This window comes from Rhizobium sp. KDH_Rht_773_N, from assembly GCF_052946295.1.
On record NZ_JBRFNB010000002.1, the window covers coordinates 199,914 to 224,909 of the forward strand.

Genomic DNA, 24,996 nt, shown 5'->3' on the forward strand with positions numbered 1-24,996 from the left:
TGCAATCAGCCGGAGGCCAGCCATTGAATATCGAACTGCTGATCGAGAACTACGGCCTTCCGGCGATCTTTCTCGGCACCGCGTTCGAGGGCGAAACCGCCGCCTTTCTCGGCGGCGTCATCGCCCATCGCGGCCTTCTGACCTATTGGGCGGCCTCGATGGCAGCCTCGGCAGGATCCTTCGCCGGGGATCAGATGTGGTTCTTTGCCGGCCGCTATGCCGCCCACTGGACCTTCGTTCGCCGCGTGATGGAGACGCCGGCGCTCGCACGCGTCACGCAGCTTCTCGAAAAATATCCGACCGGCTTCATCTTCGCCTTCCGCTTTCTGGTCGGGTTGCGGACAATCAGCCCGATCGTCATCGGCACGACGCGCATATCGACGCAGAAGTTCCTCGTCCTCAACCTGCTTGCGGCACTCATCTGGGGTCAGCTCTTCACAGCGCTCGGCTATGCCTTCGGCCATGGAATCCACCAGATATTCGGCCGCCTGCCGCTGCATCACCATCTGCTCTTCGCCCTCGGCGCCGGCGCCCTCGTGGCGGGCGCGGCGCTGATGCTTCGCAAGATGAAACCCGGCGTCAGGCACCCGTAAGGCATCTTACTCCATGACGATCTGCAGCTTGACGTCCGTGGGACGTGCCTCGACGGCGCGGTCGAAGGCCTTGATCGAATCCTCGAAGGTGAAGGTCTCCGAGATCAGCGGTTTCAGATCGACACGACCCGATCCGAGGAGCGCGATCGAGCGCTCGTACTGGTGCGCATAGCGGAATACCGTCTCGATGCGGATTTCCTTCGTCGAAGCCGTCGAAACGTCGAAGCCGATCGGATTGACCGGCAGGCCGACGGCGACGATGACACCGCCCGGGCGCGGCAGGGCCATGATCGTCTCCCAGGCCTTCGGCGAGCCCGAGCACTCGAACACGACGTCGGCCCCCCAGCCGTCGGTCAGGCGAGCGACTTCTTCGGCGAGGTTCTTCTCGCGGATATTGACCGGGATAACACCCTGATATTGCGCGGCAATGTCGAGTTTCGGCTGGGCAAGGTCGGCGACGATGGCGCGGGCGCAGCCGCCGGCAAGGGCAGCAATCGCCACCATCGTGCCGATCGGGCCGGCGCCGAGCACGACAGCGGTGTCGCCAGGCGCGATCTTCGCCTTGGTTGCCGCCTGCATGCCGACGGCGAAAGGCTCGACCATGGCGCCTTCGGCGAAGCTGACATTGTCCGGCAGCTTGAACGTGTAGTTGGCGGGATGGACGACCTCGGGCGTCAGCACGCCATGGATCGGCGGCGTTGCCCAGAAGGTCACGGCCGGATCGACATTGTACATGCCGAGACGGCTTGCCTTGGAATTGGGATCTGGAATGCCGGGCTCCATGCAGACGCGATCGCCGACCTTCAGATGCGTCACACCGGCGCCGACCTCGACGACTGTGCCTGCCGCTTCATGGCCGAGCACCATCGGCTCGTTGACGATGAAGGGGCCGATCTTGCCATGCGTATAATAATGCACGTCGGAGCCGCAGACCCCCACGGTATGGATCTTGATCTTCACCTGCCCGGGGCCCGTCTCCAGAGGCAGATCGATTTCGCGAAGCGCAAGCTCATGCTGACGCTCCAGTACGAGCGCGCGGACTTTGGTCATGATCGGTTTCCTTCCCTATGGCTCCCGCGATTCATGGGCGCCGTTGCTGCGACTATAGGACCGCATGGCCCCGCAGTTCAATCATATCCGAGAGGCTTTTGCCCGCCGTGTGACGAAATGCTCACATGGGCATCACCCGAAAGATAAACCCGGCCTAGACATCCGTATGATTCCGGAAAAGCCCGGCGAGGACTACATTTATCAATGACGACGACGACAAGGCGGAAGGAGAAAAGCGATGAAGCACGACAACGACAACATCCGCAGAAACCCGTCATCCAACGCACAGATCACGCGTCAACTCCGCGAATTCTGGCGCAACGTGCTCGACGAGGCGATTGCTCTCCTCCAGCCGGACCGCCAGGCGCAGCCCCTGCTTCAGCCGGTGCGGGTTATTGCACGGGCGCGGGATCGAAATCGCCCGCCGCAGCGTTATTAGGCATGCGCCGGCATGGCGTGGCGGGAGCATGACGCGCCCGGCACCATGCGGACGGCAACGTAAGGAAGACCGTCATGAAATCGATTGTGTCATTCTGCCTGTTCGCATCCCTTTTCCTTGCTGCAAACGAGGCGTCTGCGGCAATCGAAGAAGCATCGCTTCCGCCACCGCAACAGGAAGAAAAGCTGGTGCCGGCCAATCTCGAACTCACCTTCACCGGCCCTGTCGATCTTGCCCGCTCGACCGCGACCCTGCTCGACGAGCAGGGGCTTACCTTGCCCACCGGCAAACCCTTCCTGTCGGGACCGGACGGCTCCGTTTTCAAGGTCCCGCTCGATCCGGCGATGGCGCCCGGCATCTACACGCTTAACTGGCGGGTACTGTCGATGGATGGCCGCAGCGCCGAAGGCCGCTACCAGTTCCGGGTCGAGCCCTGAACCTTCGGGCGTGCGGCGGCAACTGTCGCGCCCACGGAGAAATCAAACCGTGCTGCGAACCCGAGCACAATGCTGCGACACTTCCGATACCGACGGCACTGCCTAACTCGGCGAAGCGTCGTGGCCGCCGGCGGCGCGCTGACCGAGGCGGGCGACCACTTCGGTACGGTTCTGCGCCTGCAACTTGCGCATTATGTGCTGCAGATGCATCTTCACCGTATGGCCCGACAGATTGAGTTTTCCCGCAATGACCTTGTTTGAGCAGCCGCATTGCAACTCGGCAAGGACATCCGCTTCCCGAGGGGTAAAATCGGCGATCGCCAGGTACTGCGTCCTGTCCTCCAGGCTTTTCTCGGCCTCGTTTCTGGCCGGAGCGTGCTCGTCTGAGCCGTTTGTCACAGCGCCCAGCAATTGCGGGAAGAATGTCCCCCCTGCCAGCACGAGACGAAGTCCGGCAAGGGCGATGTCAACGGGAAGTGAGGTCGAGAAAAAGCCGCGGATGCCGATCTTCAGCGCCTGACGGGCTATGTCGACGTCATCCGTACCTGAGAGCAACGTGATAGGAGCCTCAGGAAACCGCGCGACAATCGCTGCCAGATCATCACGCAGGCTGGCGCTCTCAACGCTCCTGCCGGCCAGATCCAATGCAATCAGACGCACTTCCGCTCCAAGAGCCCTATCGAGACTCTCGGTCGAGACCAGATCGATGAAGTTCCACCCTGCAAGCTCTCGCTCAAGAAGCTTCACCACGGTGGTGCGCGCCAGAGTAGAGTGCTCAATGATGATCACAGTTGGTGTATTGCGCCCCATGCGGCGCTTAGTTCCAGCACTGTCGGACACTTGCGTGCTCCCCCCGAATATGTGCGACCCAACAGCAATCCATATTATTCCTGTTCTCGCTTCATGTCATGATAAAAAGCGAGTGTATTATCCATATCAATAGTCTGATCTCTCAGCATAATTCTTATAGTCTATGAGATCTCGGCGAGAGATAGCTGGGGCTGCGGAGCGCGTTCACGAGCTTACTATGAGGGCCACCGGTTCGACTTATCGGCGCAAACTTTCCATTCCCCGCCGAATTCACGTATGGCAAGCGGAGTCAACAAAGCTTTCAAAGGCACTGATAATACAACCGATCTATTACGGACCCGTTCAGGAAGAAGCCGCGGAATATGGCGAGATGCCGATCAGCCCGGATTTGTTTCGATATTTCAACCCAAGGCAGTCGCAGACCTTGGCAGCAAGTCGGTCAACGGGAAAAGCGACAAGGGCACGGGACTGATAATCGCCCATTATGATTAGGGAAACCGGACACTCCGATAACGTGTTGATACCGTTCAACATGGCTTTTGCCGGCCGGAGGCGATCCGCTAGCTGTGCATGAAGCCTAGAATGTCGTCTACGAGGGCCGAATGGGCGTCCGTAAGATTGCCATCTCCGCCGTGGCCCGCGATGCCGGCCAGTTGAAGCGCATGCTGGTCGTAGAGAACGTGGTCGATCTGTTGGGCATCCGCCGTCCCACCGGCGGGAACGGCGATGTTGATGGGATGGAAATAGGCGAAATTGACGTCCAGCATGCTTCCGGTCGACGACCCGACGCCACCACCGCCGCCCACCTGGCTGCCGGTAAAAATCGTGTCCGACGACAGGTTGAAGCCGCCGCCATCGCCGCCGATACCCGCAATCTGCACCGTACCCTGGTCGAAAATCACATTGTTCGTCTGATGAGCCTCGGCAGAGCCGCCTGCGGCGCCTATGGCAATGTTGATCGGTGAGAATATGGCGACACTCACATCGACCATGCTGCCGATGAAATATCCATCGCCGCCGTGGCCTGCATAATTGTCGCCGGTCAACGTGAGCGCCGTTCCCGGGCTCATCAACGGGCCGTGGCTTGCGATGTTATGGTCCCCGCCCGCGCCGCCGACACCACCAATCTGGGTTGCTCCCTGCAGGAACAGTGCGTTGTTCGATTGCTCGGAATGCGCCACCGCGTCGGGGCCAACGGCCACCGCAGTATTGACGGGGGTGAACACCGCGACCGCGGTGCTTACGAGGCCGCCGTAGAAGAGGCCGTCACCCCCGGCGCCGGCATGGTTGGCACCGTCGCCGCCACCGATGGAAACGTTGCCGCTTCCGCCATTTCCGCCGATCCCGGCCATTTCGGTGGGATGCTGGTTGATGAGCGCGTCGTTGCCCTGGAAGGCATCCGCAGCCGAATGAGGTCCCGCAATAGCCGCGTTGGACGGCATGAAGACGGCCAACGCGTTGCTGCTGATCACGCCCTCGCTTATTCCATCCCCTCCGCTGCCGGCTGAATTGTAGCTCGGGCCGGAAGCGACATCCAATGGAAGCCAGGTCGGCACCAGCGCCAGATGCCCCGCAGCCACGTTGGAGGCGAGGTGTTGGTCGGTGCCCGCTTTGGGCGGGTCTTCCAGCAAGGGACGAGCTTCCGTCATTACCGTCTCCAGTCTGCCGGCAGCCACACGGCCATCGTGTGCGCAGCGGCTTGCACCTGAATTGCTCCGGCATTTTGCATCCGAACGGGAAAAAAGCAGAGCCTGCAATTCGTCTACGCCCTGTCGGCTAGTTCTGTAGCCGTTTGGCTGTCATGGCCGCAGCGTCCCTTTGTGGGAGGTCGGCAGCGGACGGCCCCCTTCTGGGGCAGACATCCTGGATATGTTTCTTGGTCCCGAACAGGATTTCCTCCGCCGGGCGCCCCATGATCGGGACCTTGAAATTCAGGCGGTTTGCCTGGGTTTCTCCGGGCCAACGCGATCGCAGACATGATCTTGTTCACGCCGTCCGGCGCCAGCCGCCAAGTATCATTGCAAAACAACGGCCCGCCCCAAGCATACACCCGAAGGAACGTCGCCGAATATCTAGATAGTTCGCAGATTAAATTGCGAGCAATATTCACCCGCGGTTGTATTGGCTGGCGGTGACATGATGAACACCCACACCGTAGGGGGAACGCCGTAGAACAATCACGGACGAAACGGAGTAGAAGGAGTAACATCGATGCCTATTCCACAAGTATCTGACACGATTCACCTCAACAACCCGGATGCTGGCGACGCGAATGCCGGCAACGGTGGTGATGGCTTCAACTATGGAAACATTGACTACAACCCGGTCGCGTATGTCTCGCCCGTGCAAACGGTCGAGGGAGCATATACCGATCTGCACAACGGCGATCACGTTTGGCAGTCGGCAGGCTGGGGATCCGGCGACGGCGGAGCCGGTGGCTTTGCCCAGGCCCAGAACGGATTCCTGGCGGCGGTCACGAACAGCGGTTCCGGCGGCGCGGGGGGAGATTCCAACTCCAACGGCGACCAGGGAAACACCAGCGGCGGCGACACCGCTACGGTGAATGCGGCAACGACCGCGACACAATATACGCAACTGATGGCCGATCAGCATGCCACGATTCTCGCCGGTGTCGGCGGCAACGGTGGTAACGGGAACATGGCCCGGGGCGGCGATATCGCATCAGCTCTGGTTCACACGGATCCGGAAACGACGACGGTGAACAACGCTCTCGATCATTTCGTAAACGCCTTCGGCGACATCGATCTCAGCCATATTGGCTCATGAACTCAAGTGCCGAGGGTCGCCGGTTCCGGCCGGCGACCCCGATAGGTTGCTGAACGAGCAGGCAGCCTCTTCTTGTCAGTATCAAGTGCAGCGAGATCTGATAATGACAACGAATTCCACAAAGCCGTCGCACCCTCAGACACATCTGGTCGTTGCGCTCCGGGCGTGCGCCGGAGCCTTCGGGTTGGTCTTCCTCTACAGCTGCGGCTACAACCTCTTTCTTCTGGCGCCTTCCATCTATCTGCTGCAGATCTATGACAGGGTCCTGTCGAGCCGAAGCGCCGACACGCTGCTGATGCTGACGATCATCATTGCCATCGCCGTGTTGGTCGGATCCACCCTGGACATCGTTCGCAGGGCAGCGCTTTCGCGTATCGGCAGCTGGCTGGACCACAGGCTGCGGCCGATGGTGCTCACCGCGTCATTCGAATACGCCGCTCGCGCCGATACGGGGGCCGCCTCGGAATGCTACCGGGATTTGGCCGCATTGCGCCAATTCCTCGATTCACCGGCCAGTTCGCTTTTTTTCGACGTTCCCTGGGCGCCGGTATTCCTGCTCCTGCTCTTTCTTGTTCATCCGCTGCTGGGGACCATCGGCCTCGTGAGCGCAACTGCGCTCCTTCTGTTTGCGCTTCTGACGGAGCTGGCGACGCGAGAGCCGCTTGCCCATGCCAATCTCGCCCTTTCAAGGAGCTACCTGCGGTTTGCGACCGCCCTCAAGAACATCGAGGTGATCCGGGCAATGGGCATGCAGGACGGTGCAGCGCTGATCGTCTATCGCGATGCGGAAATGGCAAGAAGATCGCAGGACGTCGCGATGCACCGGACGGAGATCATTCTTGGTTTCTCCAAGTCGATCCGCACGCTCGCGCAGATCCTCATGATGGGGTCCGCCACATGGCTGGTGCTCGCCGGCAACGGCAGTCCGGGTATCATCTTCGTTGCGAGCTTGCTGCTCGGCCGCGGGCTCGCACCGATCGAGGGCGCAATCGGCGCATGGCGCTCCTTTACGTTTGCCCGCAGCGCCTTCGATCGCCTGAACAGAATGCTGATAACAGTCGCATCCGGGCAGGACGCCCGAATGGTGCCGATGCCGGAACCCAACGGACTCGTGCTCGACCATGTCAGCTATATTCAGCCATTCGCCAATCGGCCGATACTGACTGATATCACATTGCGCCTCGCGCCAGGCGAATGCATAGCGCTCATCGGCCCGTCGGGGTCGGGAAAATCGACACTCGGCCGCATCCTGGCGGGCGTCCTGCCGGCAACGAGCGGATGTGTTCTTCTCGGCGGGGTCGATATTTCAGCCCTGCGCCTTTGCGGCGGAACCCGCCACGTCGGATACCTGCCGCAGGACATCGAACTCTTCGGCGGCGCCATCAAGGATGTGATTGGTCGGCTGGACGGTGGAGATCCCGGCAAAGCGATCGACGCCGCAAAGCTGGTTGGGTTGCATGAGGCGATCATGCGGCTGCCCCGAGGCTACGAGACCGATATCGGCGAAGGTGGCAACCTGCTCCTTCGAGCACAACGCCAGCAGCTCGGGCTGGCACGGGCAGCCTATGGCAATCCGTCGCTCGTCGTTCTCGACGATCCGAATTCAAGCCTGGATTATGACGGCGAACGCATGCTGTTCCAGGCGATCGAGCGCATGAAATCGAGACGGATGACGGTCGTTATCATAACCCACCGGATGGGAATCCTGTCCGTCACCGACAAGATTGCCATCATGCGCAACGGGACGGTGGCCGCCTTCGGGGACAGTGAGCGAATTTATGAAACCTACCTTCAGCCACCGTCTCGAACAGGAACATAGGGAGCGACGCCGCCATGACCCTTGTTCAACTGGAGCCGATGCTGGCGAGACTTTCAAACCTGCCGAGGACGGGTCTGCGTTTGGCTCGACGGTCGGCAACGGCAGCCAGACGGCAGACGACCTATTGGCCGGTCATCGAACCGGAACAGCGCGCACCCGCCCCCGCGTCGCCGATGTCGAGGCTCAGGGGCGTCGCCTGGACGGGAAACATGCTGATCCTGGTCTTCATAGTCGGATTGGGAACCTGGTCGGCCATGGCACCGCTGAAAAGTGCTGCGATCGCATCGGGCGTTATCGAACCGGAGTCCAGCCGCAAGACCATTCAGCATCTGGAGGGCGGCATCGTGCGACGGATACTCGTCAGAAACGGCGATACGGTCATGGCCGGGCAGATTGTGATTGAACTTGACGACACGAAGGCTCGCTCGGAGCGCGACAGCATTCTAGGGCAACTTTGGGACGCCGAAGGAAACCGCGCCCGCCTGCTTGCGGAGCAGACAGGCGCCGACCATGTCGCCTATCCGCAAGAACTCAGGGCGGCAATGGACAAATATCCTTCCGTCGGGACGATCCTGACCGGCCAGCAGAAAATATTCGAAGCCCGTCGCCGGGTCATGCAGGCTGAAATCCAGATTGCCAATGAAAAGATCGCGCAGGTGCGGCAGGAAATCATCGGCCTTGGTGCGCAGAAGGCGTCGCTGGCCGACAGAGCCGCAATCTCGCAGCAGGAACTGGCTCAGGTAACAACCCTCAACACGAAGGGACTGGAAAAAAAGAGCAGGCTTCTCAACCTCCAGCGGGAAAAAGCCGACCTCGATGGTCGACAGGGTGAAATTGAAGCACAGATCTCTCGCGCCCATCAGGTCATCAGCGAGACACAGGCCGATATCGCAAAACTCGAAAGCGACCGGTTGAGCGAAATCGCCCAGGGCATGCGCGAGACGGAAAGCCGGATCATGCAACTGCGCGAACGCCTGCGGGCAATCGACGACCAGCTCTTGAGAACCGATATCCGTGCCCCCGAAGATGGGACGATCATGAACCTGCGCGTCCACACGACCGGTGGCGTGATCGGCGCGGGTGAACCGCTTGTCGATCTTCTGCCGCGCGCCGATCGCCTCATCGTGTCCGCCCATGTCAGGCCGGAAGACATCAACCTCGTGCGTGCGGGGCTTGAGGCACAGGTTCACCTGCTTCCATACAATCAGCGACGCGTTCCACTCCTGAAAGGTCGGGTCGAGTATGTGTCAGCGGACCGTCTCACCGACACGCAGAGCGGCCAGCCCTACTTTGCCGCGACGATCCGTGTGACGGACGCACGGCTGGCGAAAATGAGGAATGTCGAACTGATCGCGGGCATGCCCGCACAGACACTGATCGAAACCGGCCAAAGCAGCGTGGCGCTCTATGCCATCAGACCGCTCCTCGACAGTTTCAACAGAGCATTTCGTGAGGACTGACGCGGTGATGGGCAAGAGAAAATTCGACGACGACCAGATCACGGGTATCTTGAAGGAGCATCAGGCCGGGGTGACGGTGGCGGATGTCTGCCACAAGCATGGCATCAGCGAACCGACCTTCTATCGGTGGCAATCCCTCCAGTCCGGAAATGTCGGTCTCTACGCCAAGAGGGTGCGGGCACTGGAAGAAGAAAACCAGAAGCTCAAGAAGCTTTTGGCCGAAGCCATGCTGTCGGCGGCAACGCTGAGCGAAATGCTGGCGAAGACACCGAAAGGGTGAGGCGGGCCCCCGAACAGAGGGCTTGTCGCCGGATAGCGCCGGACTGGTCCTTGCCGCATAAAGACATTTATAAGATTTTTATATTGATGCCTCCGGCTCAATCTCGAACCTTTATGCGCTTCGGCTGCATATTAATGTCCGAGAGATCGCAAAGATCATCTCCACGCCAGAAAGCATAAAAGGTGCCGCCTCCCAGGAGCCGGCGCCCTTTGTCTTGTCTGACTCCAAGAATAACAAACCGGAGTCACGATCGATGATGGATATAATTCTACTCGGCACTGCAATCATATTCTTCGGCCTTTGCTTTGCCTATACGCGCGCCTGTGACAGGCTCTGACAGGAGAGAACCGATGACCCTCGATTATGTCTTGAGCGGTGCCGTAACCGTGTTTCTCACCGTCTACCTCACCTACGCTCTCATCCGCCCAGAACGTTTCTGAAAGCGCCGGCGCTTCTCCTGTGGAAGCGGCCGGGTACTGAAAGTTTCCTCCCATGACCCTCAACGGATGGCTTCAGATCCTGCTTTATTGCGGGATCGTCCTTGTGCTCGTCAAACCGCTCGGCGGCTACATGACGCGCGTCTTCAGCGGCGAGCGCACATTCCTTTCACCGGTCCTCGTTCCGATCGAGCGGGGACTTTATGCCGTTGCCGGCACCAGCGAGCGCGAAGACCAGCACTGGACCTCCTACGCCTTCGCTCTTCTGATGTTCAACCTGATGGGCGTCATCGTGCTTTACGCGCTGATGCGCCTGCAAGGGGTTCTGCCTTATAATCCGGCCGGCATGACCGCCGTGCCCGAACAGCTCACGTTCAACACCGCCGTCAGCTTCGTGACCAACACGAACTGGCAGAACTACGGTGGCGAGAGCACCATGTCGTATCTGACACAGATGATGGGCTTTACGGTTCAGAACTTCGTGTCTGCCGCGACAGGCATAGCGATCGCCGTTGCCTTCATCCGCGCCTTCTCGCGCGCATCGGGCAAGGCGATCGGCAATTTCTGGGTCGATATGACCCGCGCCACGCTCTACGTGCTGCTGCCGCTCTGCATCGTGCTGACGCTCGTCTATGTCTGGCTCGGCGTGCCGCAGACCCTCGGCCCCTATGTGGACGCAACCACGCTTGAAGGTGCCAAGCAGACGATCGCCGTCGGCCCTGTTGCCTCCCAGCTCGCCATCAAGATGCTGGGGACCAATGGCGGCGGCTTCTTCAATGCCAACTCCGCCCATCCCTTCGAAAACCCGGATGCGATCTCCAACCTCATCCAGATGGTCTCCATCTTCGCGATCGGCGCAGCCTTGACCAACGTCTTCGGCCGCATGGTCGGCAACCAGCGGCAGGGCTGGGCAATCCTCGCCACGATGGGCGTTCTCTTCATCGTCGGCGTCGGCATTACCTATTGGGCGGAGGCTGCCGGCAACCCGCTGATGCATGCCTTCGGCTTGGCCGGCGGCAACATGGAAGGCAAGGAAGTCCGCTTCGGCGTTGCCATGTCCTCGCTCTTTGCGGTCATCACCACGGCCGCCTCCTGCGGCGCCGTCAACGCCATGCACGGTTCCTTCACCGCCCTCGGCGGCCTGATCCCGCTCATCAACATGCAGCTCGGCGAAATCATCGTCGGCGGCGTCGGCGCCGGCTTCTACGGCATCCTGCTCTTCATCATCGTCGCCGTCTTCGTGGCAGGCCTCATGGTCGGCCGCACGCCGGAATATCTCGGCAAGAAGATCGAGGCGAAGGAGATGAAGATGGCCGTTCTCGCCATCCTCTGCCTGCCGCTCGCCATGCTGGTCTTCACGGCCATCGCGACAGTGCTGCCGTCCGCCGTTGCCTCGATCGGCACGGCCGGCCCGCACGGCTTCTCCGAAATCCTGTATGCCTATACGTCGGCTGCGGCCAATAACGGCTCGGCTTTCGGTGGCCTGACCGGCAATACGCCCTGGTACAACGTCACGCTCGGTATCGGCATGCTGATGGGCCGCTTCCTCGTCATCATTCCGGCGCTCGCCATCGCAGGCTCGCTGGTTGCGAAGAAAACGGTTCCGGCCTCTGCCGGCACCTTCCCGACAGACGGGCCGCTTTTCGTCGGCCTGCTGATCGGCACGATCCTGATCGTCGGCGGTCTCACCTTCTTCCCGGCGCTGGCCCTCGGCCCGATCGTCGAGCACCTGGTCATGATCGCCGGTCAGACCTTCTGAGGTAAGCGTCATGCTCATCCGCCACAGGCTCCGAAAAGCCTTCCATCCACGTCCCGGTCTGCCGGGGCGTGGAGCCCAGCGGGCACCGCGCGCCTCCGACATCATCCTGGTGATGATGGCAGGCCTGCTCGTGATCGTCTGCGCCATCAGAATTTTACAGGGCTGACCGGCCGTCCGGTTCGCCATCCTCGTTTCAAAGCTGGAGTCTCTCATGAGCCAGGCAAAATCCGCGAGTATCCTCGATTCTCGCATCCTCATTCCGGCCGTGGGTGCTGCTTTCACCAAGCTCAACCCGCGCACCCTCGCCAAGAACCCGGTCATGTTCGTCGTGGCCACGGTCTCGGCACTGACCACCATCCTCTTCGTCCGCGACCTGATCGCCGGAAACGGCAATCTCGGCTTCTCCTTCCAGATCAACCTCTGGCTCTGGTTCACCGTGCTCTTTGCCAACTTCGCCGAAGCCGTCGCCGAAGGCCGCGGCAAGGCGCAGGCAGATTCGCTGCGCAAGGCGCGCACCGAAACCCAGGCCAAGCTTCTGACCGCCAACAACGGCAGCGGCTACCGCATGGTGCCCGGCACCAGCCTGAAAGTCGGCGACCTCGTTCTCGTCGAAGCCGGCGACATCATCCCATCGGACGGCGAAGTCGTCGAGGGCGTCGCCTCGGTCAACGAAGCGGCGATTACCGGCGAGTCCGCCCCGGTCATCCGCGAATCCGGCGGCGACCGCTCGGCCGTCACCGGCGGCACGCAGGTTCTCTCCGACTGGATCCGCGTGCGCATCACCGCGGCTGCCGGTTCGACCTTCCTCGACCGCATGATTTCGCTCGTCGAAGGCGCCGAACGCCAGAAGACGCCGAACGAAATCGCGCTCAACATCCTGCTTGCCGGCATGACGCTGATCTTCGTGCTCGCCACCGCGACGATCCCGAGTTTTGCGGCCTATGCCGGCGGCTCGATCCCGATCATCGTGCTCGTTGCCCTTTTCGTCACGCTGATCCCGACCACGATCGGCGCCCTTCTCTCGGCGATCGGCATTGCCGGCATGGACCGTCTCGTTCGCTTCAACGTTCTCGCCATGTCCGGCCGCGCGGTCGAAGCTGCCGGCGACGTCGATACGCTGCTGCTCGACAAGACCGGCACGATCACGCTCGGCAACCGCCAGGCCACCAGCTTCCGCCCGGTACGCGGCGTCTCCGAACAGGATCTCGCCGATGCGGCGCAACTCGCCTCGCTGGCCGACGAGACGCCGGAGGGACGCTCGATCGTCGTGCTCGCCAAGGAAAGATATGCCATCCGCGGCCGCGACATGGCCGGCCTGAAGGCTACCTTCGTGCCCTTCACCGCCCAGACCCGCATGAGCGGTGTCGATCTCGAAGGTTCTGCCATCCGCAAGGGCGCCGTCGATGCCGTACTCGCCTATGTGAACGGCGATGCCTCCGCGAAGAACGGCGCCGAAGTCGTGCGCGAACTGCAGTCGATCGCAGACGAGATCGCCAAGGCCGGCGGCACACCGCTCGCCGTTGCCCGCGACGGCAGGCTGCTTGGCGTCATCCAGCTCAAGGATATCGTCAAGGGCGGCATCCGCGAGCGCTTCAACGAGTTGCGCCGCATGGGCATCCGCACCGTCATGATCACGGGCGACAACCCGATGACGGCGACCGCCATCGCAGCCGAGGCCGGCGTGGACGACTTCCTTGCCCAGGCAACGCCTGAAAACAAGCTGCAGCTGATCCGCGAGGAACAGGCCAAGGGCAAGCTCGTCGCCATGTGCGGCGACGGCACGAACGATGCCCCGGCTCTCGCCCAGGCCGACGTCGGTGTCGCCATGAACACCGGCACGGTCGCTGCCCGCGAAGCCGGCAACATGGTCGACCTCGACTCCGACCCGACGAAACTCATCGAGATCGTCGAAATCGGCAAGCAGCTCCTGATGACCCGCGGCGCGCTGACGACCTTCTCGATCGCCAACGACATCGCCAAGTATTTCGCCATCATCCCGGCGATGTTCCTCACCTTCTATCCGCAGCTCGGCGTGCTCAACATCATGGGGCTTGCCACGCCGCAGAGCGCGATACTGTCGGCGATCATCTTCAATGCGTTGATTATCATCGCTCTGATCCCGCTCTCGCTGAAAGGTGTGCGCTACCGTCCGATCGGTGCCGGTGCGCTGCTTTCCCGCAACCTGCTGATCTACGGCCTCGGCGGCATCATCGTCCCCTTCATCGGCATCAAGGCGATCGACATCGTCATCACGGCCGTCGGCCTCGCCTAAGGAGTCCAGACAATGTTTAGAGAATTTCGTCCGGCAATCGTCATGATCGTTGCCACCACCGCCATCACCGGCCTTCTCTACCCGCTTGCCATGACGGGAGCCGCCCAGGCTCTCTTCCCCTTCCAGGCGAATGGCAGCCTTGTCGAAAAGAACGGCCAGGTCGTCGGTTCCGAGCTGATCGGCCAGGCCTTCACCAGCGACAAGTATTTCCACGGCCGCCCCTCGGCTGCCGGCGACGGCTACAATGCCGCCTCCTCCTCCGGCTCCAACCTCGGCCCGACCAGCCAGAAACTGATCGACCGCGTGAAGGGCGACTATGAAGCGGCGAAAGCAGCCAACCCGAATGCCGCGGTTCCCGCTGACCTCGTGACAGCCTCGGGCAGCGGGCTCGATCCGCATATTTCGCCGGATGCCGCCTATTTCCAGGTGCCGCGCGTCGCCAAGGCCCGCGGCGTCGATGAAGCCAAGGTCAAGGCGCTGGTCGATGCGGCCGTCACCGGCCGCGAACTCGGCCTGCTCGGGGAGCCGACCGTCAATGTTCTGGCGTTGAACCAGAGCCTTGATGCTTCTATGACTCAGTGAAGGTTGAGAGCCCCGGAGCGCTGCAAGGCGCGCCGGGGCTTGCTTGCGAAGAAAGACCGAACCGCATGCCAGACGACAACCGCGACCAGGCCGGCAGGCCCTCGCCCGATGCGCTTCTCGAAAAGGCCCGGGCGGAGTCGCGCGGGCGCCTGAAAATCTTCCTGGGTGCCGCCCCCGGCGTGGGCAAGACCTATGAAATGCTGGTCTCCGGCCGCGCCAAGATGGCCGACGGCCTCGATGTGGTGATCGGCGTCGTCGAAACCCACGGCCGCAAGGAGACCGAGGCGCTGCTTGCCGGTTTCGAGATCGTACCGCGTGTGAAGATCGCCTATCGCGGCCAGTCGCTCGAAGAGATGGATCTCGACGCCATTCTCGCCCGCAAGCCCGATCTCGTTCTCGTCGACGAGCTTGCCCATACCAATGCCGAGGGCAGCCGCCACCCGAAGCGTTATCTCGATGTCAAGGAACTGCTCGACCGCGGCATCGACGTCTATTCGACCCTGAACATCCAGCATGTGGAGAGCCTGAACGACGTCGTTTCGCAGATCACCCGCATCCGGGTGCGCGAAACCGTCCCGGACTCCGTGATCGATATGGCCGACGATATCGAGATCATCGACCTGACGCCCGACGACCTCATCAAGCGCCTTCACGATGGCAAGGTCTATGTGGCAAAGACCGCCGAGCGGGCGCTGACCAACTATTTCACGCCCGGCAACCTGACGGCGCTGCGCGAGCTTGCGCTCCGCAAGACCGCCCAGCGCGTCGACGACCAGCTGCTCAACCATATGCAGGCGCACGCCATTTCCGGTCCCTGGGCGGCCGGCGAGCGCGTGCTGGTATCGATCGACGATCATCCCCGCTCCGCCTCGCTGGTTCGCTACGCCTCCCGCATGGCCGCGCGGCTGCGCGCACCCTGGGCAGCCGTCTATATCGAGACCAACCGCTCGATCAATCTTTCTGAAACACAGCGCGATACGATTGCCGCGACGCTCCGGCTGGCCGAACAGCTTGGCGGCGAAGCGATCACCATTCCCGGCCGCGAGGTAACCGAGGAGCTGGTGCGTCACGCCACCGCCAACAACGTCACCCACATCGTCATCGGCGCGCCGAAGACGCCGACATGGCGCGAATGGTGGTGGAGCCGCTCGACGACCGACGAGCTGATCCGGCGGGCCGGCGACATCAGCGTTCACGTCATCTCCGGAAACGAGAAGGACACAAGCTCCCAGCGTGGCGTCAAGGCCGCGGCGGCTGCCCCGGCGCTGAATTTCAGGGCCTATATCGTCTCGACAGCCTATGTCGCCATTGCGCTGGCTGTCGGCGTCGTGCTCGATCAGGTCCTCGACGTGCGCAACCTGGCCCTCGTCTTCCTGATGGCCGTGCTGACATCGGCAGTCATCCACGGGCTGAGACCGGCGCTCTACACCTGTATCGCCAGTGCCCTCTCCTTCAACTTCTTCTTCCTGCCGCCGCGCTATACGCTGACGATCAGCGACCCCGAGAGCGTGCTGGCGCTCTTCTTCTTCCTCGGCGTCGCCGTCATCGCCTCCAACCTGACGGCAACCGTGCAGAGGCAGGCGGCCGCGGCCCGACAGAGGGCGCGAACGACGGAAGATCTCTACCTCTTTTCCAAGAAGCTCGCCGGCACCGGCACGCTGGACGACGTTCTCTGGGCCACCGCCTTCCAGATCGCCTCGATGCTGAAGGTGCGTGTCGTTCTGCTGCTGCCGGAGGACAATTCCATTGCGGTCAAGGCCGGTTATCCGCCCGACGATACGCTCGACGATGCCGATATTGCCGCCGCCCGCTGGGCATGGGAGCACAATCATGCCGCCGGTCGCGGCGCCGATACGCTGCCCGGCGCCAAGCGCCTCTATGTACCGCTGCGCACCGGCCGCACCGCCGTCGGCGTCATCGGCCTCGACAGCGACCGCCGTGACGGCCCGCTGCTGACGCCCGAGCAGCAGCGTCTTCTGGATGCTCTTGCCGACCAGGCGGCACTCGCCATCGAGCGCGTCCAGCTCGTCGCCGATGTCGACCGGGCGAAACTTGCAGCCGAGGCCGACCGCCTGCGGTCTGCGCTGCTGACCTCGATTTCGCATGATCTGAAAACGCCGCTTGCGGCAATTCTCGGTGCGTCCGGCACGCTGCGCGACTATTTCGATTCCATGTCGGCAGACGATCGCGCCGACCTTCTCTCGACGGTCGTCGACGAATCCGAGCGGCTCAACCGCTTCATCGCCAACCTGCTCGACATGACGAAGATCGAGTCCGGCGCCATGGAACCGAATTATGCATTGCACTATGCCGGCGACATTGCCGGCAGCGCCTTGCGCCGCGCCGCAAAGATCCTCGATCATCACAGGACGGAGATGGCGATCCCGGCCGACCTGCCCATGGTCCGCGTCGATCCTGTTCTCTTCGAGCAGGTGCTCTTCAACCTGCTCGACAACGCCGCGAAATATGCGCCCGAAGGTTCCGTCATCCGCATCGAGGGTTGGGCGGATGCCGACAATGTCGTCGTACAGGTCTCCGACGAAGGCCCGGGCATCCCGCCTGCAGACCTTACCCGTGTCTTTGATACCTTCTACCGCGTGCGCAAGGGCGATCAGGTGCGCGCCGGCACCGGCCTCGGCCTCTCGATCTGCCGGGGCTTCATCGAGGCGATGGGCGGGACGATCACCGCCGGCAACCGGACGGACCGGTCCGGCGCCGTCTTCACCATCCGCCTTCCCAAACCGAATGACATTCCCAAACTGGATGAACTCAAATGACCGGTTCAGCCGTCAAGATCCTCGTCGTCGATGACGAGCCACCCATCCGCAAGCTCTTGCGTGTCGGCCTCACCGCGCAAGGCTATGAGGTCCACGAGGCGCCGAACGCCGGTGCGGCCCGCCAGTCTGTCAAGGACGACCAGCCCGACCTCATCGTGCTCGATCTCGGCCTTCCCGACATGCCGGGCCACGATCTCCTGCAGGAATGGCGCGAGGACGGGCTGACCATGCCCGTCGTCATCCTGTCGAGCCGCACCGACGAAGCCGGCATCGTCAAGGCCCTGGAAACCGGAGCCGACGACTATGTGACCAAGCCTTTCGGTATCAACGAACTCGGCGCCCGCATCCGCGTCGCGCTCCGCCACCGGCTGCAGCAGCAGGGCGAAAAGGCGATCTTCCAGACCGGCGGCCTGTCGATCGACCTTGTCAAGCGCATCGTCAAGGTCGACGGCAGGGAGATCAAGCTGTCGCCGAAGGAATACGACATCCTGCGCGTGCTCGCCCAGCATGCCGGCAAGGTACTGACACATCAATTTCTTCTGAAGCAGGTGTGGGGTCCGGCGGCGGACGTGCAGTACCTGCGCGTCTATGTGCGCCAGCTGCGGCAAAAGGTCGAGCAGATTCCCGACCAGCCGCACTATATCACCACAGAGACCGGGGTCGGCTATCGGCTCCGCGAGCCCGACTGATACCTGCCAAGAACAGCATCGAGAATGAAATGAACCTCCCCAACATCATCCGGCCGGAGCACACCTTCATTGGCCTGTCGGTGACGACCAAGTGGCGCGCGCTGCAGGCCATCGCCGAAAGGGCCGGCAACGCCTTCGGAATTGACGGCCAGACCGTTCTGAAAGCGCTCGAATCCCGGGAGAAGCTCGGTTCCACCGGCATCGGCAACGGCATTGCCGTTCCCCATGCAGCCATCGACGGCATGACAAGCCCACGCGGTCTCCTGATCCGCTTTGCCCAGCCGCTGGATTTTGATGCGATCGACGACATCCCGACGGATATCGCCGTCGTGCTGCTTTTCGGGGAAAACAATCGCGGGGAATATCTGAACGTGCTCGCCGCCATCGCCCGCAGGCTTCAATCGGATGGCGTGCTAGCGGCCATGCGCAAGGCCAGAAGCACCGATGAATTCTATTCGGATTTCATCGCGGATTCGCGCGTTTAAGGAAAGTTCGCTTAACTTTCGACCTTCTCCCCGCCGTGGCGGGGAGAAGGCAAAGCGGAAACAAGGGGCCACTTCGGCCCCTTTTTATTAGAAGTCGCGCTGCAGACGCAGGAAACCGAAGGTTTCGTCGTCGCCGTCTTCTTCGTCGTGATACTGAACGCTGAGCTTGCTGCGCAGGTTGTCAACGATCTGGTAATCGACGGTGACGCCGGTCGTGTAGGCGCTGCCGCCGCTGAAGCCCTTGCCGTCAGCATCGAGTTCGATCTTGTCGAAGTACTGGAAGGCCGGGGTAACGGCCCACTTGTCTGTGAGCTTGACCTTGTACTCGGCAGCGATCGTCCATTCGGACTCTTCGTAGTAGTAGTTAGCGCCGCTAGCCCAGATGCCAGCGAGGCCGAGGGTGCCGGGGCCGATGTCGGCATAGAGGATTGCGCGGATGGCGCCTTCTTCGTTGTCGGTATCGTAACCGCCGAGCAGGTAGCCGCTGAATGCGCCGCTCTTGAACGAAACCTGACCTGCGACGCCGAAGTTGTTCGGGCCTTCGCCGGGCTTCTCGTCGTAGGTATATTCAAGTTCGTCGAGCGAGACACCGGCCGCGAACGTGTCGGTCTCGTACTGATAACGGATCGAGTTGTGAGTCGTTTCGTTGCTCGAGAGCGTGTCCGTCTCGCCGCTCAGATCGTCATCCCACCAGCTGTACTGCTTACCAACGCGGAAGCCGGCGATGTCGATATAGCCTTCGTCGAGCGTGGTGACCTGGTCGGTAGCGTTGTCAGCGTTGGTACGCAGCGTGATAACGCCCGTGAGCGTGCCGTACTCGGTGTCGTTCTTGGTCTGGAAGGTGACCTGACCGCGGGTAGTGGCATCCCAGTCAGCGTCGCCGCTCTGGCCCGGACCAGCATTCAACTGGAAACGGATGTAACCGCTGATCTGGAGGCAGGTTTCGGTGCCGGGGATGTAGAAGTAGCCAGTCCCGTAGGCGTCGCAAACGCGAACATATTCTACGGGCTCCGGCTCGGCTGCGACGATAGCGTCTGCTGCATGTGCTCCGGAAACCGCTGCAAGGGCGGCAACAGAGCCAAGAAGGATAGTTTTAATAGACATCAGAAAGACCTTTTACGGTTTGAAAGAGGCAAGCAATGCTTCAAGGGCACCCCTGCCATCGGTCGCCGAATCCCAACGACCGGAAGTCCATGTAGGCATTCGAAAACGTCAGCGCTGCAAAAGAAGACCAAAAATCGACACACCAATGACACTTTCGGGGTCGAACTGTGGCAGAAAAATCACGGCTGTGGCGCAGCGCCTTAATTGGCCGCGGCCAACTGGCAGCACGTCCCGTTCGCAATCACCCGCTGAAAATGGGATGGCTTTCTAAGGTTGGTCCCCGGAACCGAAACAATCTTCGTTTCATTATACGACTTAGTTGATAGAGTTTAGCTATAACCACGGAGGGTTCCTATGCAGATTTTACGGTTCACCCGGCTCATCGCGGCCGCGGTCATGGCGGGCAGTTTTGCGATCGGCAGCGTCGCACCGGCATTCGCCGACCAGACACTTCTGAACGTATCCTATGATCCGACGCGCGAATTGTATAAGGATTTCAATGCTGCCTTCGCTGCGAAGTGGAAGACCGACACGGGCGAAGCCGTAACGATCCAGGCCTCCCACGGGGGGTCCGGCGCGCAGGCGCGCTCGGTCATCGACGGTCTCGACGCCGACGTCGTGACCCTGGCTCTCGAAGGCGATATCGACGCGATCGCCAAGGCGACGGGCAAGATCCCTGCCGACTGGAAGACCAAATTCCCGAACAATTCGACGCCCTACACCTCGACGATCGTCTTCCTCGTGCGCAAGGGCAACCCCAAGGGCATCAAGGATTGGGCTGATCTCATCAAGGACGACGTCCAGGTCATCACGCCGAACCCGAAGACCTCGGGCGGCGCCCGCTGGAACTTCCTTGCCGCCTGGGCATGGGCCAAGCAGGCAAACAGCGGCGACGAAGCCAAGGCGCAGGACTATGTGACCAAGCTCCTGCAGCACGTTCCGGTTCTCGACAGCGGCGCACGCGGTGCGACCACCACATTCGTGCAGCGCGGTCTCGGCGATGTGCTGCTCGCCTGGGAAAACGAGGCCTATCTCTCGCTCGAGGAACTCGGCCCCGACCAGTTCGAGATCGTCACTCCCACCTTCTCCATCCGCGCCGACCCGCCTGTCGCAATCGTCGATGTCAACGTCGACAAGAAGGGGACCCGCAAGGTCGCGGAAGCCTACCTGAATTACCTCTATTCGGATGAAGGCCAGAAGATCGCGGCCAAGCATTACTACCGCCCGATCAAGCCGGAAGCTGCCGACCCAGCCGATATCGCCCGCTTCCCGAAGCTGACGCTTGCCACGATCGACGACTTCGGCGGCTGGAAGGATGCACAGCCGAAATTCTTCGGCGATGGCGGCATATTTGACCAGATCTACAAGCCTGCCCAATAATAGGTCTTATGAGCGCACATAACCCCACACGGTGGCGGTTCAAGCGGCCGAGCGTCATTCCGGGTTTCGGACTGGCGCTCGGCCTTACCTTGATCTGGCTGACCCTCATCGTCCTTATCCCGCTGTCGGGCCTTGCCTGGCGGTCGAGCACACTCGGCTGGGAAAAGTTCTTCGGCATTGCGTTCGACCAGCGAACGCTGAGCGCACTGCGCATCAGCTTCGGATGCGCCTTCATCGCTGCCTGTCTCAACGCCGTCTTCGGCGTCGTCCTTGCCTGGGTGCTGGTGCGTTACCGGTTTCCCGGCAAGCGCATCATCGACGCCATGGTGGACCTGCCCTTCGCCTTGCCGACGGCCGTCGCCGGCATTGCGCTGACAACCCTCTACGCGCCGAACGGCTGGGTAGGACAGTTCCTGACGCCGCTCGGCATCAAGATCGCCTTCACGCCGGCCGGTATCGTCGTCGCCCTCATCTTCGTCGGCCTGCCCTTCATCGTGCGAACGGTGCAGCCGGTCATGGAAGAGATCGACAAGGAAGTCGAAGAGGCTGCCGCCACGCTTGGCGCCAACCGTTTCCAGACGATCACCCGCGTGCTGCTGCCGGGCCTTGCCCCGGCCGTGCTCACGGGCTTCGCGCTCGCCTTCGCCCGCGCCGTCGGCGAATACGGCTCGGTCATCTTCATCGCCGGCAACCTGCCGTTCAAATCGGAGATCGCGCCGCTTTTGATCGTCATCAAGCTCGAAGAGTTCAACTACGCGGCAGCGACGGGCATTGCCGCGATCATGCTGATCATCTCTTTCACGATGCTGCTCGTCATCAACCTTATCCAGAGCTGGAGCAGACGGAGGTACGGTTATGGCGTCTGATCGTTTCGCAAGCGCTTCTGCCGCCGAGCCTCGCACGGTCCACTCGGCCGTCACCGAAAGCAGGATCGCCCGCATCACACTCGTGGTCATCTCGCTCGTCTTCCTGCTGCTGATCCTGCTCTTGCCGCTGGCGGCCGTCTTCATCGAGGCCTTCCGCAAGGGGGCCGGCTCCTTCCTGACAGCCCTTCAGGATGCCGAAACCTTTTCGGCAATCCGCCTGACGCTGATCGTGGCGGGCATCAGCGTGCCTTTGAACCTTGTCTTCGGCATCGCCGCTGCCTGGGCGATCGCCAAATTCGAATTCAAGGGCAAGGCGTTTCTGACGACACTGATCGACCTGCCCTTCTCGGTCTCGCCTGTTATCTCGGGCCTCGTCTTCGTGCTGCTCTTCGGCGCCAATACCTGGCTTGGCCAGTGGCTGAGCGCCAACGACATCAAGATCCTGTTTGCGGCGCCGGGGCTGATCCTGGCGACGATGTTCGTCACCTTTCCCTTTGTGGCGCGCGAACTCATCCCGCTCATGCAGGAACAGGGGACACAGGACGAAGAGGCTGCCCTTTCGCTCGGCGCGAGCGGCTGGCAGGCCTTCTGGCACGTCACGCTGCCCAACATCAAATGGGGCCTGCTCTACGGCGTGCTCCTCTGCAACGCGCGCGCCATGGGTGAGTTCGGCGCCGTATCCGTCGTCTCCGGCCACATCCGCGGCCAGACCAACACGATGCCGTTGCAGGTCGAAATCCTCTATAACGAGTACAATTTCACCGGGGCCTTTGCGGTCGCTTCGCTTCTGGCCCTGCTTGCGCTTGTCACCCTTGTTTTGAAGACGCTGCTGGAAATGCGCTACAGCGCGGAAATCGCCGCCAGCCGGCGGCACTGAAGGAAATAGAATGGAAGTACGCGTCCAAAACCTACGCAAGGAATTCGATCGCTTTCCGGCCCTGCACGATGTCTCGCTCAGCATCCGCTCCGGAGAACTGATCGCACTGCTCGGCCCGTCGGGCTCCGGCAAGACCACGCTGCTGCGCCTCATCGCCGGCCTTGAAAGCCCGACCGAAGGCCAGATCTTCTTCGGCGAGGAAGATGCGTCGAGAAAGACGGTCCAGCAGCGCAATATCGGCTTCGTGTTCCAGCATTATGCGCTTTTCCGGCATATGACGGTGCTCGACAACGTTTCCTTCGGCCTGAAGGTGCGCAATGCGTCGCGCCGTCCGCCGAAGGCGGAGATCCGCAAGCGGGCGCTGGAACTGCTCGATCTCGTGCAGCTTTCCGGCCTCGAAAGACGCTATCCGGCACAGCTGTCCGGCGGCCAGCGCCAGCGCGTGGCGCTGGCGCGCGCCATGGCGGTCGAGCCGAACGTGCTGCTGCTCGATGAACCGTTCGGCGCGCTCGATGCGCAGGTGCGCAAGGACCTGCGCAAATGGCTGCGCGAAATCCACGATCGCACCGGCCATACAACCGTCTTCGTCACCCACGATCAGGACGAGGCAATGGAGCTTGCCGACCGTGTCGTCGTCATGAGCCAGGGCGCGATCGAACAGGTCGGCACGCCGGACCAGGTCTACGACAGTCCCAACTCGCCTTTCGTCTTCGGCTTCGTCGGCCAGTCCAACTGCCTGCAGGTGGAAATCGCCGGCGGCGATATCCGCTTCGAAGGCCGCTCACTGGGTCTCAACGCCGAGGGTGAGGCCGATGGAGCGGCACAGCTCTATTTCCGCCCGCACGACGTCCGGCTCTGCGAATCGGCCGAGAACTGCATTGCCGGCCAGCCGGTCTCCAGCCGGCGCGTCGCGGGCACCCGCCATATCGAACTCGACATCGGCAAGGACCGCCCGCATATCGAGATCGAGCTTCCGCCGAGCGAGGCCGACAGGCTCGATCGCTTGCGCGTTGCCTTCAAGCCGACACGCTGGAAGCTTTTCCGGCATTGATATTGCCGCAACAACGGTTCCCGCCAGAATCGTATTTCCGGCGGGAACCCTTTGTTATTTTTGTGATCTCCGGTTGTTTGTATTTTTGTCACATGCCGGGTAAAACGTTTTCGCTTGGATCGAAAAGGGCTGGACTAATCCAATAGGAGGCACCTGGCGTTGAGGGCGGAGATTTCCTTTGGAAAATCCCTGGTTGGGATTTTGTTCGTAGGACTGGCAGCCGCGAGCTGCACGACGACACCGAAACCGGCAACTGCGTCGGTCAAAACCAAACCGAAACAGGTTCAACCGGCAAAGGTCACATTCAATTACACCACCAAGGATCGCGACTGCCTGAAGCGGGCCATGTATTTCGAATCGCGACCTTCGGACGAGGCCGGGTACATGGCCGTCGGCAGCGTCGTCATGAACCGGCTGACCTCCGGCGCCTATGCCGACTCCATCTGCGGCGTCGTAGCCCAGAGGAAACAATTCGCGCCCGGCGTCATGACGCGCGAGGTCAAGCCCCAGGCAGAACCGGAGCTGACGACCGCAGCCGATGCTATCCTGAGCGGCGAACGCCATCCGGCTGTCGGAGACGCGATGTTCTTCCACACGGCAGGATTGAAATTTCCCTACAACAACATGCACTACGTGACGGTCGCCGGCGGCAACGCCTTCTACGAGAAGCGCGACGAGGATGGCACGCTCGAAACGCCGCCGCCATTGCCCTCCTACGAAGTTGCAATGAACTATATACCCGGCGAGAGCATGCTCCCGCCGCAGTTCGAGGTGCTGATTCCCTCGGACGTTCCCGTACCGCTCCCGTCTCCCGACCCGACACCGACGGCAAGCATCAGCCCCTTGCCGATGCCGGCAGCGGCGACCGCGATCGTGCCCGAACCCGGCACGCCCATCGCCATCCCGACGCCGCGCCCTGCTTATGACAGCGTGATGCTGCGACCGAGCATTCCGGCAAACGGCGGCTGAGCCGGGAAGATCAAAAAGCGCGAAAGCGCGTCATCGCAAAAACGCAGAGCCAAGGCGTCGCAGGCGGATCTGA

General features: G+C 61.7%; 23 protein-coding genes. 19 read left to right on the forward strand and 4 right to left on the reverse strand.

The features are described from left to right. Positions 1-23: 23 nt before the first annotated feature. The gene (locus ACU8HS_RS22880) at positions 24-593 is read left to right on the forward strand and encodes a DedA family protein (RefSeq protein ID WP_113413766.1); all 570 of its coding nucleotides are present in this window, start codon (positions 24-26) and stop codon (positions 591-593) included. A gap of 6 nt (positions 594-599) precedes the next feature. Here ACU8HS_RS22880 and ACU8HS_RS22885 read toward each other — a convergent pair whose 3' ends face one another. Further along, positions 600-1,643, reverse strand: coding sequence for an NAD(P)-dependent alcohol dehydrogenase (locus ACU8HS_RS22885; RefSeq protein ID WP_112570344.1), 1,044 nt, complete (start codon positions 1,641-1,643; stop codon positions 600-602). A 238-nt stretch (positions 1,644-1,881) separates the two neighbouring features. Here ACU8HS_RS22885 and ACU8HS_RS22890 point away from each other — a divergent pair, with 238 nt between their 5' ends. Together ACU8HS_RS22890 and ACU8HS_RS22895 are read left to right on the forward strand one after the other, a co-directional pair. Beyond that, positions 1,882-2,082, forward strand: a complete 201-nt coding sequence (locus ACU8HS_RS22890; RefSeq protein ID WP_112570346.1) for a hypothetical protein — start codon at positions 1,882-1,884, stop codon at positions 2,080-2,082. Between the two features lie 74 nt (positions 2,083-2,156). Beyond that, positions 2,157-2,519 carry a copper resistance CopC family protein gene (locus ACU8HS_RS22895; protein ID WP_112703446.1) on the forward strand — a complete coding sequence of 121 codons (363 nt, stop codon included), beginning with the start codon at positions 2,157-2,159 and terminating at the stop codon, positions 2,517-2,519. A gap of 102 nt (positions 2,520-2,621) precedes the next feature. Here the strand turns inward: ACU8HS_RS22895 and ACU8HS_RS22900 are convergent, their stop codons facing one another. Next, entirely contained in the window at positions 2,622-3,329 is a 708-nt protein-coding gene (locus ACU8HS_RS22900) for a LuxR C-terminal-related transcriptional regulator (protein WP_447016487.1), read from the reverse strand. Between the two features lie 560 nt (positions 3,330-3,889). Next, a complete protein-coding gene (locus ACU8HS_RS22905; RefSeq protein ID WP_112703444.1) occupies positions 3,890-4,978 on the reverse strand; it encodes a hypothetical protein in 1,089 nt (362 codons plus the stop codon). A 562-nt stretch (positions 4,979-5,540) separates the two neighbouring features. Here ACU8HS_RS22905 and ACU8HS_RS22910 point away from each other — a divergent pair. From ACU8HS_RS22910 to ACU8HS_RS22960, 11 genes are all read left to right on the forward strand, one after another. Next, positions 5,541-6,116 (forward strand): PE-PGRS family protein, encoded by a 576-nt coding sequence (locus tag ACU8HS_RS22910; protein ID WP_112570354.1) that lies wholly within the window; start codon positions 5,541-5,543, stop codon positions 6,114-6,116. Between the two features lie 103 nt (positions 6,117-6,219). Further along, positions 6,220-7,935, forward strand: coding sequence for a type I secretion system permease/ATPase (locus ACU8HS_RS22915; protein ID WP_112570356.1), 1,716 nt, complete (start codon positions 6,220-6,222; stop codon positions 7,933-7,935). Between the two features lie 14 nt (positions 7,936-7,949). Next, positions 7,950-9,395, forward strand: a complete 1,446-nt coding sequence (locus ACU8HS_RS22920; RefSeq protein ID WP_112753964.1) for an HlyD family type I secretion periplasmic adaptor subunit — start codon at positions 7,950-7,952, stop codon at positions 9,393-9,395. A gap of 7 nt (positions 9,396-9,402) precedes the next feature. Beyond that, positions 9,403-9,675: a transposase gene (locus ACU8HS_RS22925; RefSeq protein WP_162702903.1), complete on the forward strand. Its 273-nt coding sequence runs from the start codon at positions 9,403-9,405 to the stop codon at positions 9,673-9,675. Between the two features lie 350 nt (positions 9,676-10,025). Beyond that, on the forward strand, positions 10,026-10,115 hold the full coding sequence (locus ACU8HS_RS22930) for a K(+)-transporting ATPase subunit F (RefSeq protein WP_007825856.1): 90 nt from the start codon (positions 10,026-10,028) through the stop codon (positions 10,113-10,115). A 52-nt stretch (positions 10,116-10,167) separates the two neighbouring features. Further along, on the forward strand, positions 10,168-11,871 hold the full coding sequence (gene kdpA, locus ACU8HS_RS22935; RefSeq protein WP_112753966.1) for a potassium-transporting ATPase subunit KdpA: 1,704 nt from the start codon (positions 10,168-10,170) through the stop codon (positions 11,869-11,871). Positions 11,872-12,082: 211 nt separating this feature from the next. After that, on the forward strand, positions 12,083-14,143 hold the full coding sequence (gene kdpB, locus ACU8HS_RS22940; RefSeq protein ID WP_112753968.1) for a potassium-transporting ATPase subunit KdpB: 2,061 nt from the start codon (positions 12,083-12,085) through the stop codon (positions 14,141-14,143). A 12-nt stretch (positions 14,144-14,155) separates the two neighbouring features. Further along, positions 14,156-14,725 (forward strand): potassium-transporting ATPase subunit KdpC, encoded by a 570-nt coding sequence (kdpC, locus tag ACU8HS_RS22945; RefSeq protein WP_112570366.1) that lies wholly within the window; start codon positions 14,156-14,158, stop codon positions 14,723-14,725. Positions 14,726-14,790: 65 nt separating this feature from the next. Beyond that, positions 14,791-17,502 (forward strand): DUF4118 domain-containing protein, encoded by a 2,712-nt coding sequence (locus ACU8HS_RS22950; protein ID WP_112753970.1) that lies wholly within the window; start codon positions 14,791-14,793, stop codon positions 17,500-17,502. After that, on the forward strand, positions 17,499-18,191 hold the full coding sequence (locus ACU8HS_RS22955; protein WP_112703437.1) for a response regulator transcription factor: 693 nt from the start codon (positions 17,499-17,501) through the stop codon (positions 18,189-18,191). Before ACU8HS_RS22950 ends, ACU8HS_RS22955 begins: the two co-directional genes overlap by 4 nt. A 29-nt stretch (positions 18,192-18,220) precedes the next feature. Beyond that, the gene (locus ACU8HS_RS22960; RefSeq protein ID WP_112753972.1) at positions 18,221-18,676 is read left to right on the forward strand and encodes a PTS sugar transporter subunit IIA; all 456 of its coding nucleotides are present in this window, start codon (positions 18,221-18,223) and stop codon (positions 18,674-18,676) included. Positions 18,677-18,763: 87 nt separating this feature from the next. Here ACU8HS_RS22960 and ACU8HS_RS22965 read toward each other — a convergent pair whose 3' ends face one another. After that, entirely contained in the window at positions 18,764-19,780 is a 1,017-nt protein-coding gene (locus ACU8HS_RS22965; RefSeq protein WP_112753974.1) for a porin, read from the reverse strand. A 354-nt stretch (positions 19,781-20,134) separates the two neighbouring features. On the opposite strand from ACU8HS_RS22965, the gene ACU8HS_RS22970 reads away from it, so the two are divergent. From ACU8HS_RS22970 to ACU8HS_RS22990, 5 genes are all read left to right on the forward strand, one after another. Beyond that, positions 20,135-21,160 (forward strand): sulfate ABC transporter substrate-binding protein, encoded by a 1,026-nt coding sequence (locus ACU8HS_RS22970; protein ID WP_112703434.1) that lies wholly within the window; start codon positions 20,135-20,137, stop codon positions 21,158-21,160. An 8-nt stretch (positions 21,161-21,168) separates the two neighbouring features. Then, positions 21,169-22,026 (forward strand): sulfate ABC transporter permease subunit CysT, encoded by an 858-nt coding sequence (gene cysT, locus ACU8HS_RS22975; RefSeq protein WP_112570379.1) that lies wholly within the window; start codon positions 21,169-21,171, stop codon positions 22,024-22,026. Further along, entirely contained in the window at positions 22,016-22,903 is an 888-nt protein-coding gene (cysW, locus tag ACU8HS_RS22980) for a sulfate ABC transporter permease subunit CysW (protein ID WP_447016263.1), read from the forward strand. Before cysT ends, cysW begins: the two co-directional genes overlap by 11 nt. A gap of 10 nt (positions 22,904-22,913) precedes the next feature. Continuing rightward, the gene (locus ACU8HS_RS22985) at positions 22,914-23,954 is read left to right on the forward strand and encodes a sulfate/molybdate ABC transporter ATP-binding protein (RefSeq protein WP_447016264.1); all 1,041 of its coding nucleotides are present in this window, start codon (positions 22,914-22,916) and stop codon (positions 23,952-23,954) included. Positions 23,955-24,113: 159 nt separating this feature from the next. Continuing rightward, positions 24,114-24,923: a cell wall hydrolase gene (locus tag ACU8HS_RS22990; protein WP_112753982.1), complete on the forward strand. Its 810-nt coding sequence runs from the start codon at positions 24,114-24,116 to the stop codon at positions 24,921-24,923. Positions 24,924-24,996 lie beyond the last annotated feature (73 nt).

Excerpts from the sequence above, each read along its gene's own strand:
- ACU8HS_RS22885 (WP_112570344.1), bottom strand. The coding sequence starts at position 1,643 with ATGACCAAAGTCCGCGCGCTCGTACTGGAGCGTCAGCATGAGCTTGCG.
- ACU8HS_RS22920 (WP_112753964.1), top strand. The coding sequence starts at position 7,950 with ATGACCCTTGTTCAACTGGAGCCGATGCTGGCGAGACTTTCAAACCTG.
- ACU8HS_RS22965 (WP_112753974.1), bottom strand. The coding sequence starts at position 19,780 with ATGTCTATTAAAACTATCCTTCTTGGCTCTGTTGCCGCCCTTGCAGCG.
- cysW (WP_447016263.1), top strand. The coding sequence starts at position 22,016 with ATGGCGTCTGATCGTTTCGCAAGCGCTTCTGCCGCCGAGCCTCGCACG.
- ACU8HS_RS22985 (WP_447016264.1), top strand. The coding sequence starts at position 22,914 with ATGGAAGTACGCGTCCAAAACCTACGCAAGGAATTCGATCGCTTTCCG.
- ACU8HS_RS22915 (WP_112570356.1), top strand. The coding sequence starts at position 6,220 with ATGACAACGAATTCCACAAAGCCGTCGCACCCTCAGACACATCTGGTC.
- ACU8HS_RS22970 (WP_112703434.1), top strand. The coding sequence starts at position 20,135 with ATGCAGATTTTACGGTTCACCCGGCTCATCGCGGCCGCGGTCATGGCG.
- ACU8HS_RS22905 (WP_112703444.1), bottom strand. The coding sequence starts at position 4,978 with ATGACGGAAGCTCGTCCCTTGCTGGAAGACCCGCCCAAAGCGGGCACC.
- ACU8HS_RS22910 (WP_112570354.1), top strand. The coding sequence starts at position 5,541 with ATGCCTATTCCACAAGTATCTGACACGATTCACCTCAACAACCCGGAT.
- ACU8HS_RS22960 (WP_112753972.1), top strand. The coding sequence starts at position 18,221 with ATGAACCTCCCCAACATCATCCGGCCGGAGCACACCTTCATTGGCCTG.
- ACU8HS_RS22890 (WP_112570346.1), top strand. The coding sequence starts at position 1,882 with ATGAAGCACGACAACGACAACATCCGCAGAAACCCGTCATCCAACGCA.
- cysT (WP_112570379.1), top strand. The coding sequence starts at position 21,169 with ATGAGCGCACATAACCCCACACGGTGGCGGTTCAAGCGGCCGAGCGTC.
- ACU8HS_RS22925 (WP_162702903.1), top strand. The coding sequence starts at position 9,403 with ATGGGCAAGAGAAAATTCGACGACGACCAGATCACGGGTATCTTGAAG.
- ACU8HS_RS22930 (WP_007825856.1), top strand. The coding sequence starts at position 10,026 with ATGACCCTCGATTATGTCTTGAGCGGTGCCGTAACCGTGTTTCTCACC.
- kdpB (WP_112753968.1), top strand. The coding sequence starts at position 12,083 with ATGAGCCAGGCAAAATCCGCGAGTATCCTCGATTCTCGCATCCTCATT.
- kdpA (WP_112753966.1), top strand. The coding sequence starts at position 10,168 with ATGACCCTCAACGGATGGCTTCAGATCCTGCTTTATTGCGGGATCGTC.
- ACU8HS_RS22950 (WP_112753970.1), top strand. The coding sequence starts at position 14,791 with ATGCCAGACGACAACCGCGACCAGGCCGGCAGGCCCTCGCCCGATGCG.
- ACU8HS_RS22895 (WP_112703446.1), top strand. The coding sequence starts at position 2,157 with ATGAAATCGATTGTGTCATTCTGCCTGTTCGCATCCCTTTTCCTTGCT.
- ACU8HS_RS22900 (WP_447016487.1), bottom strand. The coding sequence starts at position 3,329 with ATGGGGCGCAATACACCAACTGTGATCATCATTGAGCACTCTACTCTG.
- kdpC (WP_112570366.1), top strand. The coding sequence starts at position 14,156 with ATGTTTAGAGAATTTCGTCCGGCAATCGTCATGATCGTTGCCACCACC.
- ACU8HS_RS22955 (WP_112703437.1), top strand. The coding sequence starts at position 17,499 with ATGACCGGTTCAGCCGTCAAGATCCTCGTCGTCGATGACGAGCCACCC.